This is a genomic window from Pseudomonadota bacterium (genome assembly GCA_041395565.1).
Lineage (GTDB): Bacteria > Pseudomonadota > Gammaproteobacteria > UBA9214 > UBA9214 > UBA9214.
On sequence record JAWLAI010000004.1, the window covers coordinates 1 to 17,220 of the forward strand.

18 protein-coding genes are annotated in these 17,220 nt (G+C 66.8%); 8 read left to right on the top strand and 10 right to left on the bottom strand.

Features of this window, described 5'->3' with window-relative positions:
* The coding region (locus R3F42_05835; protein MEZ5541548.1) for a hypothetical protein at positions 1–454 on the bottom strand (454 nt) is incomplete at its 3' end.
* A 436-nt stretch (positions 455–890) separates the two neighbouring features.
* Between R3F42_05835 and R3F42_05840 the strand changes: the two genes are divergently transcribed.
* Entirely contained in the window at positions 891–1,481 is a 591-nt protein-coding gene (locus tag R3F42_05840) for a hypothetical protein (GenBank protein ID MEZ5541549.1), read from the top strand.
* Positions 1,482–1,653: 172 nt separating this feature from the next.
* Here R3F42_05840 and R3F42_05845 read toward each other — a convergent pair whose 3' ends face one another.
* Positions 1,654–2,811 carry a GGDEF domain-containing protein gene (locus R3F42_05845; protein ID MEZ5541550.1) on the bottom strand — a complete coding sequence of 386 codons (1,158 nt, stop codon included), beginning with the start codon at positions 2,809–2,811 and terminating at the stop codon, positions 1,654–1,656.
* 171 nt (positions 2,812–2,982) lie between these two features.
* Entirely contained in the window at positions 2,983–3,579 is a 597-nt protein-coding gene (locus R3F42_05850) for a hypothetical protein (GenBank protein ID MEZ5541551.1), read from the bottom strand.
* Between the two features lie 134 nt (positions 3,580–3,713).
* Here R3F42_05850 and R3F42_05855 point away from each other — a divergent pair, with 134 nt between their 5' ends.
* The 3 genes from R3F42_05855 (at position 3,714) to R3F42_05865 (ending at position 8,530) form a co-directional block, all read left to right on the top strand.
* Complete coding sequence (locus tag R3F42_05855) at positions 3,714–5,213, top strand: GTPase (GenBank protein ID MEZ5541552.1); 1,500 nt, start codon at positions 3,714–3,716, stop codon at positions 5,211–5,213.
* 380 nt (positions 5,214–5,593) lie between these two features.
* Positions 5,594–6,871 (top strand): GTP-binding protein, encoded by a 1,278-nt coding sequence (locus R3F42_05860; protein ID MEZ5541553.1) that lies wholly within the window; start codon positions 5,594–5,596, stop codon positions 6,869–6,871.
* A gap of 231 nt (positions 6,872–7,102) precedes the next feature.
* Complete coding sequence (locus R3F42_05865) at positions 7,103–8,530, top strand: heme peroxidase family protein (protein ID MEZ5541554.1); 1,428 nt, start codon at positions 7,103–7,105, stop codon at positions 8,528–8,530.
* Here R3F42_05865 and R3F42_05870 read toward each other — a convergent pair.
* The 3 genes from R3F42_05870 to R3F42_05880 form a co-directional block, all read right to left on the bottom strand.
* Positions 8,520–9,032: a hypothetical protein gene (locus tag R3F42_05870; protein ID MEZ5541555.1), complete on the bottom strand. Its 513-nt coding sequence runs from the start codon at positions 9,030–9,032 to the stop codon at positions 8,520–8,522. The two genes, R3F42_05865 and R3F42_05870, sit on opposite strands and share 11 nt — an antisense overlap.
* 298 nt (positions 9,033–9,330) lie before the next feature.
* The gene (locus R3F42_05875) at positions 9,331–9,633 is read right to left on the bottom strand and encodes a hypothetical protein (GenBank protein ID MEZ5541556.1); all 303 of its coding nucleotides are present in this window, start codon (positions 9,631–9,633) and stop codon (positions 9,331–9,333) included.
* Positions 9,634–9,885: 252 nt separating this feature from the next.
* Entirely contained in the window at positions 9,886–10,293 is a 408-nt protein-coding gene (locus R3F42_05880) for a hypothetical protein (GenBank protein ID MEZ5541557.1), read from the bottom strand.
* A 229-nt stretch (positions 10,294–10,522) separates the two neighbouring features.
* On the opposite strand from R3F42_05880, the gene R3F42_05885 reads away from it, so the two are divergent.
* Positions 10,523–11,056, top strand: coding sequence for a hypothetical protein (locus R3F42_05885; protein MEZ5541558.1), 534 nt, complete (start codon positions 10,523–10,525; stop codon positions 11,054–11,056).
* A 25-nt stretch (positions 11,057–11,081) separates the two neighbouring features.
* Here the strand turns inward: R3F42_05885 and R3F42_05890 are convergent, their stop codons facing one another.
* From R3F42_05890 to R3F42_05900, 3 genes are read right to left on the bottom strand one after another with little or no spacing between them, the layout of a single operon-like run.
* On the bottom strand, positions 11,082–11,651 hold the full coding sequence (locus R3F42_05890; GenBank protein MEZ5541559.1) for an HPF/RaiA family ribosome-associated protein: 570 nt from the start codon (positions 11,649–11,651) through the stop codon (positions 11,082–11,084).
* A gap of 40 nt (positions 11,652–11,691) precedes the next feature.
* Positions 11,692–11,946, bottom strand: coding sequence for a DUF504 domain-containing protein (locus R3F42_05895; protein MEZ5541560.1), 255 nt, complete (start codon positions 11,944–11,946; stop codon positions 11,692–11,694).
* 39 nt (positions 11,947–11,985) lie between these two features.
* Positions 11,986–12,234 carry a hypothetical protein gene (locus R3F42_05900; GenBank protein MEZ5541561.1) on the bottom strand — a complete coding sequence of 83 codons (249 nt, stop codon included), beginning with the start codon at positions 12,232–12,234 and terminating at the stop codon, positions 11,986–11,988.
* 181 nt (positions 12,235–12,415) lie between these two features.
* Between R3F42_05900 and R3F42_05905 the strand changes: the two genes are divergently transcribed.
* Positions 12,416–12,688 (top strand): hypothetical protein, encoded by a 273-nt coding sequence (locus tag R3F42_05905; GenBank protein MEZ5541562.1) that lies wholly within the window; start codon positions 12,416–12,418, stop codon positions 12,686–12,688.
* Positions 12,689–12,806: 118 nt separating this feature from the next.
* On the opposite strand, the gene R3F42_05910 is transcribed toward R3F42_05905, so the two are convergent.
* Positions 12,807–13,739, bottom strand: coding sequence for a cytochrome c (locus tag R3F42_05910; GenBank protein ID MEZ5541563.1), 933 nt, complete (start codon positions 13,737–13,739; stop codon positions 12,807–12,809).
* Between the two features lie 209 nt (positions 13,740–13,948).
* On the opposite strand from R3F42_05910, the gene R3F42_05915 reads away from it, so the two are divergent.
* Both R3F42_05915 and R3F42_05920 read left to right on the top strand, forming a co-directional pair.
* Positions 13,949–15,376, top strand: coding sequence for a tetratricopeptide repeat protein (locus R3F42_05915; GenBank protein ID MEZ5541564.1), 1,428 nt, complete (start codon positions 13,949–13,951; stop codon positions 15,374–15,376).
* Positions 15,373–17,130: a CRTAC1 family protein gene (locus R3F42_05920; GenBank protein ID MEZ5541565.1), complete on the top strand. Its 1,758-nt coding sequence runs from the start codon at positions 15,373–15,375 to the stop codon at positions 17,128–17,130. Before R3F42_05915 ends, R3F42_05920 begins: the two co-directional genes overlap by 4 nt.
* Positions 17,131–17,220 lie beyond the last annotated feature (90 nt).

Genomic DNA, 17,220 nt, shown 5'->3' on the forward strand with positions numbered 1-17,220 from the left:
AGCCGGGGTTGAGCAGTCGCAGGCCGCCGGCCGACCAGTCGGCGCTCTGGCCGGCGCCGTTGACCAGGTTGCGGGTGCTCTGGATGTCGAGGAAGTTGCCGTCGATGGTGAGCCCGCCGTCGGCGCGGGTGATGCCGGTGCCGCTCATGACGCTGTTGCCGCCCGTGATGGCGGTCAGGCCGGAGATGCCAAGATCGTTGTTGCCGGTGATGGTGCCGGCGGAGAAGCTCAGTTGCTGGATGAGCACGGCCTGGTCCAGCGTGACCACGCCCGCGCCGATGGCAGCGGTGTCGCCGCTGGCGGGAAAGCCGCCGAGGCAGGTGCCCCAGTTGCTGTCTGTCCAGTTGCCGATGCCGCCGAGCCAGACGCAATCGGCCGCGTAAGCCCGCGGTTGCGACAGCCAGGCGGCGCTAACGAAAATCGATACTGCCAGATACCGAAGTCGGTCGTTCATCGGTGGGTTCCCCTGTGTGCGTTTTCGGTGTGGATCCGGAGATCCGCGGAATTATTTATTGTTGTTATGACAGCGTTATTGCAGCGGGAGGTGTCGCGGGCTGTCGTTGCATACGCCCACGACACCCGGTTTTCTATAGGCGCTCGATGGGGTCTTGTCAGTAGTGCATTGGTACTATCTTTCGAGAGGCTGTCTCAGCATGCTCTGGCAGTGTCGTGGAATTTCTCATTTTTTGTGGTGTCACAATCGTGCGATCTGATTGCCGAAGCTTGCACGGCGCGATCCGCAAGCCGCGCTCCTGGACACAGTGCGCTGACAGTACTGTCATGGAGCCGGTTGCTACCGTCAAATCACAGGCGTTATGCTTTCTGTACTACATTAAAATCGCGGTCCCGGTTTTGGCCGGCGCCGTCAACGACAACACGAAGGTGACCTTATGAAGCGTACAGCACTCGCATTTTCGATTCTCCTGTCCCTGGCCGGTCCGACGGCGGTCCTGGCCGAAGTTCCCCTGGAACAGGTAAAACCGCTGGTTCTCGAGGCCGTTCCCGCTGCGGCAGAGACGGCCACAGGTGAGGCTATGCCTGCTGCCGCCGCGGCGGCAGCCGCAGCGGTGCAGGAACAGCTTGCACCTGCCGCCGCGGCGGAGTCCACGCCCGCTGCCGCGGAGACGGCCGCACCGATGGTGGAACTGCCCACCGAGGCGACGGCGGCCGGCGGCGAGGCTGCCGCAGCGCCTGCCGCCGCTGCCGCTGTGCCAGAGGCTGTCGCGGATGCACCGGAGACCGCTGCAGCCGCGGCCGCCATGCCGGGCAAACCGCCGTGCCCGATGCACGGGATGGGCAAGGGCATGGGCCCCGGCGGCATGGGCATGATGGGTGGTGATAAACCGGGTTGTGACAAGCGCGGCAAGTTCATGTCGCAGCGGCACGCGGAAGTCGTCCAGCGCCTGGACATGATCGAGGCCCGCATGGCCAAGATCGAGGCGATGCTGGAGAGCCTCATGAAGCGCGAACAGGAGGACTAGTCCACCTGCCCGCCCGCGCAGGCACGGCGCGCCGGCCGCTGCGGGCATGCCGCCTGCAGCGGGCACGCTACGATTCTGTCAGCGGACGGACTATCCCTGAATCACGGAAAGCATCCCGCCGATTGCTGCGTACGCGGCGGTCGGCGGGTTCCGCCGTGCCATGCGTGCGTGTTCAGGACGGGAGCTGGCAGTCGGGCTCTGCCGTGCCGAGCTCCACCCGGTCGCGGCCGTTCTGTTTCGCGCGGTAGAGTGCCCGATCGGCCCGGCACAGCAGGCTCTCCGCCGTGTCCTGGCGGGTGCAGACCGCAATCCCGATCGAGCAGGTCAGCGTGATCTCGACATCCTGGTGGTGTACCACCATTTCACGTACGGCGTGCAACAGGCGTTCCCCCAGCGCCGCGGTGTCGCCGGGTTCCACGTCCACCAGGATCAATGCGAATTCCTCGCCGCCATAGCGGGCGATGAAATCCGAGCGCCGGGGGAATGCGCGCACGATTGCATTGGCCGTGGCCCGCAGCACTTCGTCGCCGGCAGGATGCCCGTAGCTGTCGTTGATCTGCTTGAAGTGATCCAGGTCGAGCATCAGCAGTACCGTGGTCTGACCGGCCAGGAACGAGTAGTCGATCTGCCGGGCCAGTACCTCGTCGAAGGCGCCGCGGTTGTGCACGCGGGTCAGCGCATCGAGGCTGGCCTTTTCGCGTATGCTCAGCAGGTCGTTCCGCAGACTGTGGACGCGCTCGCTCATGGTCTGCAGCTGCGCTTCGTAGCGGGCGTGGCGCTCGCGAATCACGCGGGATACGATATCGACGGTTTGCGCGAGCTGCGTGCGTATCTGGGCCAGTGAATTGCCTTCCACGGCCGAGCCCAGTGCCGCCAGTTCGCGGGCGACCAGCTCGTCCTTCGAGCTGTCATCGGTGATCGCGCTGCGCAGGCCGTTGGTCAATTCGCCGATCAGCCCGCGCATGCCCTCCGCGCTGCTTTGAACGGCAGCCTGTTCGTCGCGGCGGTGGCGGCGCAGAAACTGTTGCAGGTCGGCCCAGCGCCGCTGCTCCAGGGGAGCGGCCTGTTCCGCGTCGGCTTCCTGGGCGTCGTCGTTGAGCGGGGCGGGCGTGCCGGTCAGGATGTGCCGGGTCCAGGCCTCGCAGCGGCGCGCCAGCTCGGCGGCTGCCATGGCCTCGATATCGAAGCCGTGATTGCCGTAGGCGCGCACGACGGCGGCGAGCGTGTCCAGCGCCTGGTCGGTCGCAGCCGCTGTCGTGGCAGCCGGTGCCGTATCCGGTACCGGCGGCGGGTCGGCGGCAGCGTGCCTATTCCTGGAGAACAATCCCATCACTCACCCCTGTTCCTTGTGTCCCTGGCGCATCCTGCGCGGGCCCGCGGCGGGCCGGTTGCCGCATTGCAGTGGCGGGGCAGATCGCGTTATTCCCGGATATAACGGCACGCCGGCCGGTTTACTGGAAGGTCGGGTCGGTTGCCGCCGCGTGGAACGGCGGGATGAGCGCTACACCCAGCCGTCGCCACTGTCCCTGGCGATCTTGTCGCCGGGCAGCACCTGGCCCTTGCCGACCGGTTTCTCCGGCAGTCTGGCCTGGTCGGCGGTCTTGCCGAGGGCCGGATACTGGCGGGCCCGGATGCCGTAGCCGAGCAGGGCGCCGCCGGTGGCCGAGACGGCCAGCAGGCCGAGTGTCATGAACTGGGTGAACAACAACAGCACGCCGAGGCCGGCGACACCTGTCAGCGCCGCGCCCAGCTTGAGCGTCGAGCGGTTCTGCAGGCGCCGGGTTTCGCGCAGCAGCTGCTGATGGCTGTTGCGGATCTCCTGGGTCTTCTCCTTTTCGGCGCGGCGGATGAGACGGTCGCGCTGGCGCTGGTATTTCTCGCTGGCCTTGAGGACAGAGTGCTGGCTGGCATGGCCGGCGATCGAGGTGAACCAGAATGCCGCGATCACGCCGATCACCAGGCCAAGGGCGCCCAGCAGCCAGCCATTCCTGGCAAGATCGGCGTCGCGGGCGGTCATCAGCAGCAGCGCGGTCGCGCCCTGCAGCAGGAAGATGCCGATCAGGAACTTGAGGAATGCCGCAATGCTGAAGGGTGTCATCGATGCGCTCGTGTCTGCCCGTGACCCTATTCTGCCACAATGCGCGGGCGCGGATTCGAATTGCCTGTCCCGGACGCGGTCCGTGACGTCCGACTCATGTATATTCAGGTCCTGAACCAGCCAGGCCCGTCACCATGTCCCGGAAAACCACTGTCAGAATCCTGCTCGCGGCTGCGGTCTTTATCGGCATGCTGGTGCTGCTGGCGATCGTGCTCGGCGCGGCACAGTTTATCCTGGCGCTGTGGCGCGAGCTGCAGGCGGCACCGGCCTGGGCGATGGTACTGGTGGCCGGTCTGGCGCTGGTACTGCTGGGGGTCGGGCTCTGGCTCGCCTGGCGCATCCTGCGGCCGGTCCGCGTGCGGACCGGGAAGCCGGCCCGGGCCTATACCGAGGCCGAGCTGCAGGCCCATCTGGAGGCGGCCCGGGCCGCCGGCATCGATGTGGAAACCGCGCGGCGCGAGCTGGAGGAACTGGCGCGCCGCCGTGAGCTGGAAACCGTGCATCTCGCCGAACAGGGCGAGATCAGCAGCGGCAAGAGCTCGCTGATCAACGCCCTGCTGCCGGGTGCGCAGGTGGACACCGACGTGATCGGCGGCACCACGAAGGCCGTGCAGCACTACCGCTGGCAGCGCGAGTCCGGCGACGCGGTGTTGTTGATCGATGTGCCGGGTCTGAACCAGATGGACGGCGACTACGACCCGCTGGTGATGGACGAGGCGCAGCGCGCGCATGCCGTGATCTTCGTCTGCGACGGCGACCTGACCCGCGGTGAGCACCAGGCGCTGCAGCCGCTGCTGGCGCTGCACAAACCGCTGATCGTCGCCTTCAACAAGCTGGACCGGTATTCGAGCGCCGACCGCAAGCTGATCCGTCAGCGCCTGAGCGAGCGCTTTGCCGGCCATCCGGATGTCATGATCGTCGGCATCGCCACGCATCCCACGCGCAAGGTCATCCGGGTCGGCGCGGACGGCAGCGAGCGGGAAGAGGTGCAGGTGCTGCCGCCGCAGATCGACGAACTGCGTGCCGCCGTGCAGTCCGTGCTCGACCGCAACATGGCACTGCTGGAACGGCTGCGCGATACCGCGGTGTTCGAGCTGGCCGCGCGCAAGCTGGACCAGGCGAAGGCAGAGCACCGGGTGCGGGAATCCGCGGCCCTGGTCAGGATATATACGCGGCGGGCCGTGGCGGGCGGGCTGGCGGCGATCAGCCCCGGCACCGACATCCTCATCCAGGGTTACCTCGGCACGCGGATGGTCAAGGCGCTGTGCGAGCTCTACGAGGTGCCGGCGCGCGAGATCGAGCTGAACCGGCTGCTGAACCTGTCGCAGCAACAGGTGCGCACGGCATTGCCGCTGCTGCTGGCCGTGGCCGGCAATGCCGCGAAGGCCTTCCCGGGCGTGGGCACGCTGGCCGGCGGCCTGATGCATGCCGTTGCCTACGGGCTGATCTTCGACGCGCTCGGCCATGCCGTGATCCGGACCCTGGAGACGCGCGGCGAACTGCGTCCCGCACCGACCAGCCTGACCTTCCGCGACAACCTGGTCACCGACGTGGAGACGCGCGCGCGCAAGCTGCTGCGGCTCGCGCTCGACGTGCGCAAGGAGCAGGATGCGTCAGATCGGGACAAGCAGTAACCGGGACAGGAAAATGACTCGCGCAAGGCCGCGCCGGCGCCAAGCAAGCAACACCATTGCCACAGAGGGCGCGCCGCACACGGAGATTCAGCGCGTCTATCTGGGAGTTGCCACAAGCATTGCTGCAAGGTTTCGCTATGGTGTGACCGTATCGCCTGATACAGTGGTAAAGGATCGGACAGAAACTTTTCTGAAGTGGATTGCTTCCTTACCTGCAGGAGAGCCCGGGCGTGATGCGGTCCAGCTATGGATGATGACGGGAAACAGCATTGCCACTGTCGCTGTGCCCCGCAGCTGCCGTGGCAGTTATTTACGGGCATTCCTGGCGTTTTTGCGGTCTTGCGCGAGACTATGCTTTACCCAGGCAGGGTAGCGACGGTATGAGCTCCGACGAACACCTCGAACAGGCACGAGACAGCCTGGAGCAGCTGCTCCAGGACCAGCGTCTGCCGCCGGCTGCACGGGTGGAGCTGGCCAATGACTTCCGTCAGGTCGAGGCCATGCTGGACAAGCTGGCGCACGGCCACATCCACATCGCGGTGTTCGGCCGCGTCAGCGTCGGCAAGTCCTCGCTGCTGAATGCCCTGCTCGGGGAGCGGCGCTTTTCCACCAGCGCCCTGCACGGGGAAACCAAGCAGCATGCCATGTCCGCCTGGGACGAACAGGCCAGCGGATCGGTGTATCTGATCGACACGCCGGGCATCAACGAAGTCGACGGCGAAGCGCGCGAACGCATGGCGCACGAGGTTTCGAGCCGTTCCGATCTGGTGCTGTTCGTCATCGACGGCGACATGACCGAGAGCGAGTACCGTGCCCTGCAGGGCCTGGTGCGCGAACACCGGCCGCTGCTGCTGGTACTGAACAAATGTGACCGCTATACGGCCGCACAGCGCGCGCAGCTGCGCGCGAGCCTGCTGGCGCGGCTGGCGCACATCGTTCCGCCAGAGAACTACATCGAGGTCAGCGCCGATCCGGCCCCGCGCATCTACATCACCACCGCTGCCGACGGCAGCGAGACCGAGAGCGAACGGGTTGCGCCGCCGGATATCAGTGCGCTGAAGGACCGGATCTGGGAGATCCTCGAGGCGGAGGGCAAGACCCTGGCCGCGCTCAATGCGAGTCTGTTTGCCGGCGATCTCAGCGACCGGGTCGGTGCCCGCGTCCTGGCGTTGCGGCGGCGCCTGGGCGAGCGGGTGATCCGCAACTACAGCCTGCTGAAGGGTGTTGCGGTGGCCATCAACCCGGTGCCGGTCGCGGACCTGGCGGCGGCGCTGACCGTGGATCTGTCCATGGTGGTGCACCTCGCCGACGTCTACGGCATGCCCATGACGCGGACGCAGTCCGGCCGGTTGATCAAGACCATCAGCCGGCAGCTCTTGCTGCTGCTGGGGGCGACCTGGTTCATCCACCTGGTCTCGTCGCTGCTCAAGGCCGGCAGTGGCGGCCTCTCGACCCTGCTCACCGCCGGCACGCAGGGTGCCGTGGCGTATTACTCGACCTACGTGGTCGGGCGCGCGGCGGAGGCCTACCTGGCAGCCGGCTGTTCCTGGGGCGAGGGCGGTCCGAAACGGGTGATCCGTGCCATCGTCGACAGCCTCGATCGCGACTCGCTGCTGGCGCGGGCGCGCGAGGACATCCTGGCACGCATCGGTTCGTGACTGCCGTCTCCGGTTGCCGGGTGACGCCGGATTTGCAAAGCGTGAACTGATTCCTGTCCCGTAACGCCTTTCGGTTCAAAGTGACGACACTCGGGCACGTCACTGGAATCGATCGCGCCTTTCCAAGTGCTAGTACGAACGTCGTAGGGATCGTCGGTGCGCGTCGGCGTAAGATCGCGCGCACGGCGCCACCGCCGGTACCGCAACCTCAATCACTCAGGAGTCAGCGCAATGTCACATCACCACGGCATGAGTCATCTCGGCGGTATGCATTCCTTCTGCCACTTCGGCCACCGCGCCCAGCCGGGCGATCGCTTTGGCCGGATGTTCGATCTGCCGCCGTTGTATCTGCCGGTGGCGGCGCTGCAGGCGCTCGGTGCGCAGGGTGGTCCCATGGACGGCGGTACGACGGCGCAGCGTACCCAGAGCGTGACGGTCGGCCACGTGTTCTTCGGCCAGTTCATCGATCACGACATCACCCTCGACACGACTTCCAGCCTGTCCGCGGTGGCCGACGCGACGACCATTCCCAATGCCCGCACCCCCACGCTCGACCTGGATTGCATCTACGGTGCCGGTCCCGAGGCGCATCCCTTTCTCTATCACGCCAGTGGTGCCTTCGCCGGCGTCAAGCTGCTCACCGGGGCGGACGGAACGGCCGTTGCCCAGGACCCGGCCCTGGCGCAGGATGACCTCGCGCGTTCGGCGCACGGCACGGCCATCATCGGCGACCCGCGCAACGACGAGAACCGCATCGTCTCGCAGCTGCAGCTTGCCATGATCCGGTTTCACAACAAGGTCGCCGATACGCTGCATGCCTTGCCCGGCAACACGCTGGCAGGCGGGGACCTGTTCGAGGCCGTGCGCCGTACGGTAACCTGGCACTACCAGTGGGTCGTGCTGCAGGATTTCCTGGTTGCGATGTGCGGCGCGGCGGTGGTCTCCGATATTCTCGGCAATGGGCGCCGCTATTACTGCGCCGCGCAGGGCGACCCCTTCATCCCGATCGAGTTTGCCGCGGCGGCCTACCGCTTCGGTCATTCCATGATCCCGCAGAAGATCCAGATCCAGAAAGGCAAGCCCGCACTCGAGGTGTTCGGGCCGGTGCTCGGCGAGGGTTTCGCGCCCCTGTCGGATGCCCGCGCCGTCGTGGACTGGAACGAACTCGTCACGGCCGCGCCCGGTCACAATGTACAGAAGGCGGAAAAGCTCGACAGCAAGCTCGCGACCGACCTGCTGGCGCTGCCTTTCATCCCTGCCGGCGACGTGCAGTCGCTGGCGGCGCGGAACCTGCTGCGCGGCCAGACCTTCCTGCTGCCGTCCGGCGAAAACGTCGCCCTGGCGCTGGGCCGCGCGCAGGCCGAGATCGACAAGGTCAGTCAGGCCGCGGCGGGCATCGCCGGGACGGCAGCCGACCTCTCGGCCGGAACGCCGCTGTGGTTCTACCTGCTGGTCGAGGCCGAGAAGATCGGTCGCGAGACGACCCCGGGCCATTTCGACAAGGGTGAGGGGCTGGGGCCGGTCGGGGCGCGGATCGTCGCGGAAACCCTGATTGGCCTGCTCGAGCTCGATCCCCGCTCGTTTCTCGCCGGGAACCGCAACTGGGATCCCGCCCAGGGGGTCGGCGTCGCTACCCTGGGCGCGCTGCTCACATTCTAGACGTTGCCCTGGATGGCGGCAGGGTAGAGCCGGCAGTCAGTGCGGCTGGCGGCGGCAGGCCGAGGCGCGCCGGATCGAAATCCGCAGCGATGAAGCCGAGCACGGTCTGACCCGAAGTGACACCGTAGAGCACGGTGACGCACGGCCTGTGCGTCACCTGGCTGAGGTAGGTGTCGCAGGCGAACGCGCCCTGGTACGCCGCGTTGCTCAGGACCGCGAGGCTGACGGCATAGGGGCGGCGGGACAAATCCTGGCCGAAGGCCGCCGCGTCGATATGGCTGGCGCGGATATTGGAACTCACCTGGCGGCCATCGCTGTCGATGGCATAGATCAGTTCGCAGTGCGGGCAGATGCCGACATTATCGCGCAGCACCTGGTCGAGCCGGTCCTGATTGAACCAGACCCGGACCGAGCGCCGTGCGATCAGGCGCAGCGGCGCGTCGAGCTGCGCGCCAAGCCTGTCGTAGTCTACGGTCTGCCTGTTCCGCAATACGGTGGCCATGGCCTGTCTCCGTGGTGTCGTGGCGATAACAAACCGTCACGAAACACACCAAGCAGGATGCGTGCCAGCCACGCGCTTCCGTAGGTGCTTGTCAATCGCGGGGATTTTCACGTGGATCCGCGCTGCAGACGGCCGTTGCGCCCTGCGTTGGTGCGGGCGCCGGGATTGCTGCCCGTTGCGGGTGCGTTCCGCGGCCGCGCGGAAGGCTGAGTCCGGTTCGACCTGCTGTTCGGATGACCTGCACGGCACTGCTGCCGCGCTGCTGGCAGACGCGGCTGCCGGTGGCTCACCGGCACACTCAGGTCGAGGACAGCCGAATTTCCGGCAGGGTCCCGCTGTTGTACAGCACCAGGTCCCAGGTCCCGGCGTCGTGATCGAAACGCAGGATATAGATACCGCCGTCACCGCCACGAACCTTGAAGTGGCTGTGGTGCGGATCCAGCCAGCGGTCGATGATCTCGGTCACCTCGACCGTGCGCCTGCCGATGTAGAAGCGCTGCGGCGCTTCCTCCGCGCGGTATCCTGCATGGCAGTCGACCCGGATTCCGCTAGGCTGTGCCTCGGTATCGCTGTCGCTATGCCATTCGGTGTCGTCGCCCATTGCCGTCCCTCGCTGCCGATCGGCGCCGTGCCGATCCAGACGCCATGGCGGCCGGGCGCCCGTCGCAGTGGCAAGGGCGGGTCCGCTGGCGCGCATGGCAGTCATGATTATGACACGAGCGGTCAGATGCGACAGCGGGCGCAGGAGGGAACACGTCCCCGGCTGCCGCCATCCGCAGGGTGGTCAATCGCCGTCCCCGGTACGCGGGCGGCCGTGGAACGGGTGTGCCCCGCTCCCGCGACGGGGGTACGGCTAGCGCAGGCAATCGGGGACGTGGAATTCCTCGTCCAGCCCGTACACCTCGTCGAAGACCCCGTCGCAATCGCTGTCGCGGATGACGTAATTGCTGGAGCCGCTGTCGGAGTCATGCGTATCCAGACTCCACGCCCAGGTGATCCCTTTCGTGGTCATGCTGAACAGGCTGTCCATGGCCGGGTTCATATAGGTCACGATGTGCGTCTCGTTCACCCCGTCGCCGTCGCCGTCGGCATCGCGCTGGGTGTGCTCGGTGTATCCCTCCAGGCTCGGGGGAGTGAAATGTTCCGCCCGTACCAGTGCCGGAGACAGCAGCAGCAGACCGGCGAGCAGGCATGGCCACAGGCGACAGGCCTCGCTCGGGCAGGTACCGGCCAGCAGCCGGTTCGACAATGTTTCGATCATGGAATAATTCTCATTCAGCGTTATTGTGTTGTATGCCGGCCATGGAGCCGGTCGACTCGCCCCCCAAGTAGAGCAGAAAGCCGCGCGCGTTCCCAGTGGTGCGCTGGTAAAACAGGCACATGCTCTCCTTGTTAACCGCACGTAAGTGCTAGTACATCTGTACTATTTGTAATCATGCCAGGTTGCCGACACCTTGCATACAGTCATAGTCCAAGACACGGAGGTCTTCATGTCCTATCACCGTTTCGGTCAGTTTCTGGTCAACAAGGGGGTCATCACCGATCACCAGCTGCTCAAGGCGCTGGGCGAGCAGCGTGCCCGCAAGCCCTTGATCGGACAGCTTGCGATCAGCGAGCGCCTGGTGACGGTGGGGGAGGCGATGGAGATCCTGCACGAGCAGGCCGGCACCCATCTTTATTTCGGCGAGGTTGCGGTGCGGCTCGGCTACCTGACCCAGAAGCAGGTCGATGCCCTGCTGGATCTGCAGGAGAGCTACCCGCCACGCCTGGGTGAGGTGCTGGTCGACAGCGGTCTCGTCGAGCGGGACTGCGTCGAGCGCATGCTCAACGAATATCACCTCGCCTATCCCGTGCGCGTGCGCGCCAAGCCACGCGGCAAGCGCAGCTGTAACACCACCGGCACCCGCACAGCGCGCAAGCCCGCAGCCGCGGAAAAGGCGCCGACCGCAAAGCAGCGTGGCAAACGCAAGCCGGCCGCGCCGCGCAAGCGGGCGTCGGCGAGCGCGCAGCAGCGGCTCGGCTGAGTACAGGCCCGGCGCCGTGGTTGCTTCAAATGACCACGTGATGCTTGCCTACCGGCGTCACGCTGCTCGCCTGGGGGCCTAGCTCACCGGTCTCTTCGGCAAAGCGGACTTCGTTGCCGATTTCCAGCGCATCGAAGCCGCCGTTCAGCACGCTGTTGCGGTGGAAGTAGATCACCCGGCCGTCCGGCGTGCCGATCTTGCCGTAATCCTCGTCCGGGTGCAGGCTGATCACGTGACCGCCCGGCACCGGTTCGTGCTGTTTGACGTGTCCGCGCCGCATGTCGACGTGACTCTGCAGCTGGCGCTGCATGGCGTTGAAGGCATCGCGGATCGCGACATAGACGTCCTCGTGCGAATGATCCTTGTGATGGTGGGGCTGGTTCACCACCAGCTCGCCGTCGGGCACGGTCAGGTCGATGCGGATCTGGAACAACCGGCCCTGATGATGATGGGCGTGCGGTGCTTCCACCATCACGCGACAGCTCATGATCCGGTCATAGAACTGTTCGAGCTTGACGGCCTTCTCGCGTATCCGCGCCTCCACTGCCTCGGACGGTTCCATGTTGCGGAAGGTGATCTGTAACGGGATTTGCATAGAGTTCCTCCTGCAGTTGCGGGTACTCAGCGCCCGCCATTCAGTGTGCGCGCTCCCAGATCAGTTCGCCGTTGCGGAAAACCTGCCTGACCCGGTGCAGCGGGATGCTGTGCAATCCGCCATCCGGGTCGTAGCGGTCGAAGGCGAAGTGAACGCCGGGTTCGAAGCAGATTTCGCGCATGGCGACGCGGATGATGCGATCCTCGACGCGGTCGTAACAGCCGATCTCGAATTCGGCGGCACCGCATGCCGGGTCCCAGCGTATGCGGTTGAGCAGTTCGTGGATCGGGATCATGCCGCCGCCCGTCCGCTCGTGCCAGCCGCCGCACTGCCGTCATAGTTTGTCCTGGTGGCAGCTGCCTTCCCGGATCCAGACGCCGCGCCCCTCGCAGCGCAGCAGGTCGTCGCCGCTGCAGACATAGTCGCCGATGGCATAGGAGCGGGAATTGAAGTAGCAGACGCCCGCCTCCAGTTCGAGGTCAAATGACGGTTCGTCCGCGTCCGTTTCGTCGAAGATGGGTGAGTTCTTCAGTTCCGGGTCCGGTGCGCCGACTTTCGGAGCGTGTTTGGTGGCATCGGTCATGGCTCGTCCTGCGCTGCAAGGGTGATCGTTTATAGGTACTATTCAAACACTTGACTGATATGCCTGACATTGAGGTCAGTCAATTACCGGCCACTGGAAGCATCCGCGGCCCCGAACCGCATTGTTATTTCAAATCGCAACCGAATCAAGCGCGTGGTCATGCATCCCGCAAGGAGAGACGATGCTGAAACCTAGTGATGCCGAGATACAGGCAGCCCTGGCCGAGGCCGAACGCATGCGCGCGCAGGGCGGCGACCCGCATCATCTTGCCCATTCCCTGCTGTACCTGGAACACCGCGTCCGGCTGTTGGAGGCCGTATTCGAGGCCGCCAAGAACTACCTGCGCTTCGGGCAGGAGGAGCACGAACATGCCGTGCTCGCCAACGCCATCGAAGCGGCGCGCAGCGGCGCGGACCACGACAGTGCGCGGGACGGCGAGACGTTCGGGCTGTAGCGCCGCTCGCAGCATTACCCGCGGCCGCGGCAACGGCGATTTATTCACCTGGCAAGGTGCGGCCCCGGACGCCGGAACGCGGCACCCCGCTGCTCAGGCCAGTGTCTGCGCCGGCGGACTACTGGTGAAATTCGCGGTCCGCGAACGGGTCGAAGCGATAATGGATGTCATGATGCAGTGGCGGCAAGGTGCGCAGGTAGGTCGCCAGGGCCTGGCGGTCCGCCGGGGTGAGCCCCATGCTGCTGGCAGCCAGCACCTCCGACATCAGCGCCCCGGTATAGCTGCCGTCGGGGCGTTGGCCGGTGGCGAGGAAGCTGTCATGCTCACGCGGCGTCCATGCGCCGATGCCGGTGACCGGATCCATGGTGATGTTGGGGACGGGTCTTTGCTCGGGGCCGGTGGCGGTACCGGACAGGTGGCGATCGCGCTGCAGGCCGCCCAGCAGGCCACGGGGCGTATGGCACTCGGCGCAATGCCCCAGCGCGTTGGCGAGGTAGGCGCCCCGGTTCCAGGCGGCCGAGCGCGCCGGATCGTCCTCCCAGGGCCCCGGGTCGAAGCGGCCGCGCTTCCAGTCACGCACCAGACGGCGCGAGAACAGGTACCACGGCAGCGCGTGCGGCCGGTTGGCGCGCGCGCTGGGCGGCTGTTGCATCAGCCAGGTGTACAGCGCCTGCACGTCGTCCGGTCGGATGCGGGTATATGACGTGTAGGGGAAGGCCGGGAAGTAGTCCGCACCGGCCGGGCTGATCCCCATGCCGAGGGCACGGCGGAAATCATCCTCGGACCATGCGCCGATGCCGTGGTCGCGGTCCGGCGTGATATTGGGCGGGTAGAAGGTGCCGAACGGGGTCTCCAGCGGTCGGCCGCCGGCCAGCGGCACGTCCCGGGTATGGCAGGAGGCGCAGCCGGCCACGCCGAACAGGTAGCGGCCGCGCGCGAGCAGATCTGATTCCTTGGCGTGGACCGCCGGGGCGGGCGACAGCGACGCCAGCAGCAAGAGCATCAGGCTCGCGATACCCGACCCTGCAAGCCTGTTGGCGCGTACCGGCATGTCCCGTCCCCTGGTTCCGTTCCCGCTGCCGATTGTGCCATGCCCGTGTCCCCGGGTCAGGCCGGGAGACATTGCCGCCCGTCGGGGCGGTGTGCAAGTGCCGGACCGCTGGCTATAATGCAACGGCACGCGGCAGACCTGCCTGAGCGCTGCAGCTGCTGTTGTCCCTGATGCCGGCTCGCACCACCCGCACGATCGCGATGCAACTCATGAAAGGCAATCCGGTTCCGGTCCTGTTGGGTATCCTGGTCATCGTCGCCCTGGCGCTGGCGGGCTACCTGCAATCGCGCCAGCCCGATCTCCCCGCCATACCCGAAGTGATGGTCGATGACTTCTCGCGCCCGGTGCGGGACCAGATCCTGGCCGCCCGCGCGCAGCTGCTCGCGGCGCCGCAGGACGTCGGGCGCAACCTGGCGCTGGGCAAGATCCTGCATGCCTACCAGCTGCTGCCACCGGCCATGCGCTGTTATCGCCGGGTCCGGGTGCTGCAGCCGGACGCTTTCGACGCGGCCTACCTGCTTGGCATCGCCCAGGCACAGGCCGGTGATGATGCCGGGGCCATCGGCAACCTGCGTGCCGCGCTGGCACTGAAACCGGACTATGCCCAGGCCAAGCTGCGCCTGGGCGAGCTGCTGTACAAGACCGGCGAGCTCGCGGCGGCACGGTCCCTGCTCGAGGCCCTGCTGGTGCAGGAGCCGGCATCGGCCTGGGGCCATCACCGGCTGGCGCAGGTGCTGGCCGCGCTCGCCGATCCCGCCGGTGCAATCGAGCACAACCGCCGCGCGGTCGAGCTGTATCCCGACTTCGGCCCGGCGCACTATGCCCTGGCGCTGGCACTGCGCGATCGCGGCGACACCGCGCAGGCGCAGGAACACATGGCGCGTTACCGCGAGCACCCGGAACAGACGCCGCCGCACGTCGACCCCCTGCTGCAGGCGCTGGAGGATCTCGACACCAGCGCGCAGGCGCACGTGCGCCGCGCCAAACAGCTGGAGCGCGCAGGGCGGATGCCGGAAGCGGAGGCGGAGCTGCAGCAGGCGGTAGCCGCCGAGCCCGATTCGGAAGAGGCGCACAGCTACCTGGTCTGGCTGTACCGTCGACTCAACGACACGGAACGCGCGGAACAGCATTACCGCGCGGCGACCGCACGGGTGCCGAACGCGATCATGGCAAACCTGGAGTACGGCTCGCTGCTCGCCGAGCAGGGCCGGTTCGCGGCGGCGGCCGCCGCCTTCGAGCGCGTGCTGCAGGCCGATCCGGAACACAGTCAGGCACATACGCTGCTGGGACAGGCGCAGGACGAACTGCACCAGCCGGAACAGGCCGAACAGCACTACCGCCAGGCGCTGGCGAGCGATCCCGGCAATCAGCGTGCGGCGGTGTTGCTCGGCCGGCTACTGTTGCTCGCTGGACAGCAGGACGCGGCGGCTGAACTGTTTGCGCAGGCCGCTGCGGTCGCGCCACGCGAACGTCCCTACTACCTGCAGCGCATTGCGCAGATCTGGGACGAGGCGGGACGGCGCGACCGTGCCAGGACAGTGCTCGAGCAGGCGCGGGAGCTGGCCGGGCAGCAGGGCCTGCACCGCCTGCGCGGCGAGATCGAGCAGACACTGGCACGCTGGGGGGAGACGGAATGAGGCTTGTCGTTGCTAGCTGTAGTGGTGCGCTGCTGGCCGCGGTGGCGCTGGCCGGCTGTGACGGCGAGCCCCCGGCATCGCAGTCGCCGGCGCTGCCGGCGGCGGCCGGCGCAGCGTTCGAGGAGGTGGCGGCCGCGACCGGCCTGGTGTTCCGCCACTTCAACGGCGCGAGTGGCGCCTATTACCAACCCGAGGTGTTCGGTCCGGGCGTGGCCGTGTTCGATTACGACAACGACGGCGATCTCGATGTCTACCTGCCGCAGGCCGCCATGCCCGACCCGGGACAGTCGGCCGCGGCGGCGCTGTTCCCGCTGCCGCCGGGCCAGCCGCCCGGCGACCGCCTGTTCCGCAACGCCCTGATACCGGAGGGCGAGCTGCGTTTCGCTGACGTGACGGCGGACGCCGGCATCGCCCATGCCGGCTACGCGCAGGGCGTGGCGAGTGGCGATTACGACAACGACGGCTACAGCGATCTCTACGTCACCGGTTTCGGCGCCAACGTGCTCTATCACAACGACGGCGACGGCCGCTTCAGCGACGTCACCGCCGCGGCCGGCGTCGATGATCCGCGCTGGAGCACGAGTGCGGCGTTTCTCGACTACGACCGCGATGGTGACCTCGACCTGTTCGTCGCCAACTACGTGGCTTTCACCGTGGCAGGCAACAAGGCCTGTGCCGGCGCGGATGGCAAGCTCGATTACTGCGGGCCGCAGTCCTACGCCAAGGCGCGCGACCGGCTGTTCCGCAACGACGGCGACGGCCGCTTCACCGATGTCAGCGACGCGGCCGGGCTGGGCGCGGCGTTCGGACCCGGGCTCGGCGTGACCTGTGCGGACTTCGACGGCGATGGCTGGACCGATATCTACGTCGCCAACGACGGCGACGAGAACCAGCTGTGGATCAACCGCCACGACGGCAGCTTCGAGAATACCGCGCTGATGGCAGGGGTGGCGATCAACGCCTACGGCAAGCCGGAGGCGAGCATGGGCGTGACCGCGGGCGATTTCGACGGCGACGGCGACGAGGACCTGTTCATGACCCACCTCGACCGCGAGACCAACACGCTGTACGTGAACGACGGCACGGGCAACTTTCTCGATGTCACCGATGCCCACCGTCTGGGCCGCATCAGTCTGCCCTATACCGGCTTCGGTTCCGAGTGGTTCGACTACGACAACGACGGCGACCTCGACCTGTTCGTCGCCAACGGCGCGGTCAAGCTCGAGGAAGCGCAGCGCGGTCAGCCGTTCCCCTACGCGGAACGCAACCAGCTCATCCGCAACGACGGCAAGGGCGGGTTCGACGACGTCACCGCTGCGGCCGGTCCGGCGTTGGCATTGGTCGAGGTCAGCCGCGGCGCCGCCTTCGGCGATATCGACAACGACGGTGATATCGACATCGTGGTGGCCAATAACAACGGTCCGACCCGGTTGCTGCGAAACACGGCGGCTGCAGGCAATCACTGGCTGAGCGTGCAGCTCGAAGGTACGCGCGCCAACCGCGCCGGCCTCGGTGCGCGGGTTGCCGTGTTGCGCGCGGGCAAGCCGGCGCTCTGGCGCCGCGCGCACACCGACGGCAGTTATCTCAGTGCGAACGACCCGCGCGTGCACTTCGGGCTGGGTGCGGACGGCACGACGCTGGCCGTCGGCGTGGTATGGCCGGACGGGACGCGCGAGCGCTGGGACGAGATCGGGGTGGATGGTTTCGTCACGCTGCGCGAGGGCAGCGGGTCGGCGTGGGTGGTCACGCCCTGAGTGCCCAGCCGGTGCACGGCGTGCGCCGTTCACAGCAACCGGGTTAAGGCGTATGCTGAAGCGGGGGCGCGGGGGCGGCCCCGACACAGC

Excerpts from the sequence above, each read along its gene's own strand:
- R3F42_05840 (MEZ5541549.1), top strand. The coding sequence starts at position 891 with ATGAAGCGTACAGCACTCGCATTTTCGATTCTCCTGTCCCTGGCCGGT.
- R3F42_05845 (MEZ5541550.1), bottom strand. The coding sequence starts at position 2,811 with ATGGGATTGTTCTCCAGGAATAGGCACGCTGCCGCCGACCCGCCGCCG.
- R3F42_05850 (MEZ5541551.1), bottom strand. The coding sequence starts at position 3,579 with ATGACACCCTTCAGCATTGCGGCATTCCTCAAGTTCCTGATCGGCATC.
- R3F42_05855 (MEZ5541552.1), top strand. The coding sequence starts at position 3,714 with ATGTCCCGGAAAACCACTGTCAGAATCCTGCTCGCGGCTGCGGTCTTT.
- R3F42_05860 (MEZ5541553.1), top strand. The coding sequence starts at position 5,594 with ATGAGCTCCGACGAACACCTCGAACAGGCACGAGACAGCCTGGAGCAG.
- R3F42_05865 (MEZ5541554.1), top strand. The coding sequence starts at position 7,103 with ATGTCACATCACCACGGCATGAGTCATCTCGGCGGTATGCATTCCTTC.
- R3F42_05870 (MEZ5541555.1), bottom strand. The coding sequence starts at position 9,032 with ATGGCCACCGTATTGCGGAACAGGCAGACCGTAGACTACGACAGGCTT.
- R3F42_05875 (MEZ5541556.1), bottom strand. The coding sequence starts at position 9,633 with ATGGGCGACGACACCGAATGGCATAGCGACAGCGATACCGAGGCACAG.
- R3F42_05880 (MEZ5541557.1), bottom strand. The coding sequence starts at position 10,293 with ATGATCGAAACATTGTCGAACCGGCTGCTGGCCGGTACCTGCCCGAGC.
- R3F42_05885 (MEZ5541558.1), top strand. The coding sequence starts at position 10,523 with ATGTCCTATCACCGTTTCGGTCAGTTTCTGGTCAACAAGGGGGTCATC.
- R3F42_05890 (MEZ5541559.1), bottom strand. The coding sequence starts at position 11,651 with ATGCAAATCCCGTTACAGATCACCTTCCGCAACATGGAACCGTCCGAG.
- R3F42_05895 (MEZ5541560.1), bottom strand. The coding sequence starts at position 11,946 with ATGATCCCGATCCACGAACTGCTCAACCGCATACGCTGGGACCCGGCA.
- R3F42_05900 (MEZ5541561.1), bottom strand. The coding sequence starts at position 12,234 with ATGACCGATGCCACCAAACACGCTCCGAAAGTCGGCGCACCGGACCCG.
- R3F42_05905 (MEZ5541562.1), top strand. The coding sequence starts at position 12,416 with ATGCTGAAACCTAGTGATGCCGAGATACAGGCAGCCCTGGCCGAGGCC.
- R3F42_05910 (MEZ5541563.1), bottom strand. The coding sequence starts at position 13,739 with ATGCCGGTACGCGCCAACAGGCTTGCAGGGTCGGGTATCGCGAGCCTG.
- R3F42_05915 (MEZ5541564.1), top strand. The coding sequence starts at position 13,949 with ATGAAAGGCAATCCGGTTCCGGTCCTGTTGGGTATCCTGGTCATCGTC.
- R3F42_05920 (MEZ5541565.1), top strand. The coding sequence starts at position 15,373 with ATGAGGCTTGTCGTTGCTAGCTGTAGTGGTGCGCTGCTGGCCGCGGTG.